Here is a 1,116-nt window from a genome sequence, read left to right on the forward strand (position 1 = left end):
GAGCGTCTCATTGCCTTACGAGAAAAAGAAATAGAACGACAAAACTACGAAAGATTTGCCTGTGATCTTTCGAATATGCAAATAGAATATCAAAAAATACAAAAAAACTCTACAAACACCCATACAAACAGCCAATATGCAACCCTTGACCAGTACATTGATGCTGTAAAAAATACTCTTGCAAAACACCGATTTGCTTTGTTTTCTCGTATCAAAGAACAGAGTTCAGACAATATAATTATAGAAATGACCTTGACGCATCCGTCTGGAAATAAAATCTCAACAGAAGGAAAGTTTCCTTATGACACTAAAGGATGCAAATCAAATATACAATCGGTTGGTTCTGCAATCACATACGCACGCAGATATCTGTTAGGCATGCTTCTTAATGTCGTGAGTGAAGATGATGATACAGATGGGAACACACCTATTAAAAAGGCTTTTCCACAACAGATCAATGAAATCAGAAGACTCGTCGTACAAACCCAAACAGAAGAAGAAAAAATACTTACTTATGTCAACGTCAAAAAGCTTGACGATATGTCTGAAGGACAAGCACAAACGGTGTTACATCTTTTGAAAGATAAACAGAACAAGCAAAAGGTAGGAACAGATTCTACTACACAAGATGCCGATATAGCAACGCCACACGAACAGGGAACGGCGGTGTGAGATGGAACAAAGAACAGCAGAATGGTTTCAAGCACGCTTAGGGAAAGTCACTGCTTCAAACGTTTACAACGTACTCAGTAAGACAGCAAAAGGCTTGCCTACCAGCAAATATGAAGATTACAAAATGAAACTCATGACAGAACGCTTAACAGGGGAAATAAGCCAATCTTATACAACACCTGCTATGCAATGGGGCATTGAACATGAAGAAGATGCCTTGAGAGAATATGAATTCATTTATGACGCAGAAGTCACAAGATGCGGGTTTATCCCACACCCAAAAATGGAAATGGCTGGTGCTAGTCCTGATGGGTTCATTGGAGAGGACGGTTTAATCGAAGTCAAATGTCCACAATCAACGACTCATCTTCGTTTTTTTATGGATGGCAAAATCAAGCCTGAATATCACGCACAGATGCAATTCCAAATGGCATGCACAGGACG

2 protein-coding genes are annotated in these 1,116 nt (G+C 39.4%); both read left to right on the top strand.

The annotated features are described in order from the left end of the window. Positions 1 to 672 (top strand): ERF family protein (locus ACFIJS_RS08980; protein ID WP_375651270.1); only part of this gene is annotated, 672 nt, incomplete at its 5' end. A gap of 1 nt (position 673) precedes the next feature. Beyond that, the coding region (locus ACFIJS_RS08985; RefSeq protein WP_375651272.1) for a lambda exonuclease family protein at positions 674 to 1,116 on the top strand (443 nt) is incomplete at its 3' end.

The organism is Bartonella sp. OT172YNZD (assembly GCF_042193725.1).
GTDB lineage: Bacteria > Pseudomonadota > Alphaproteobacteria > Rhizobiales > Rhizobiaceae > Bartonella > Bartonella grahamii_A.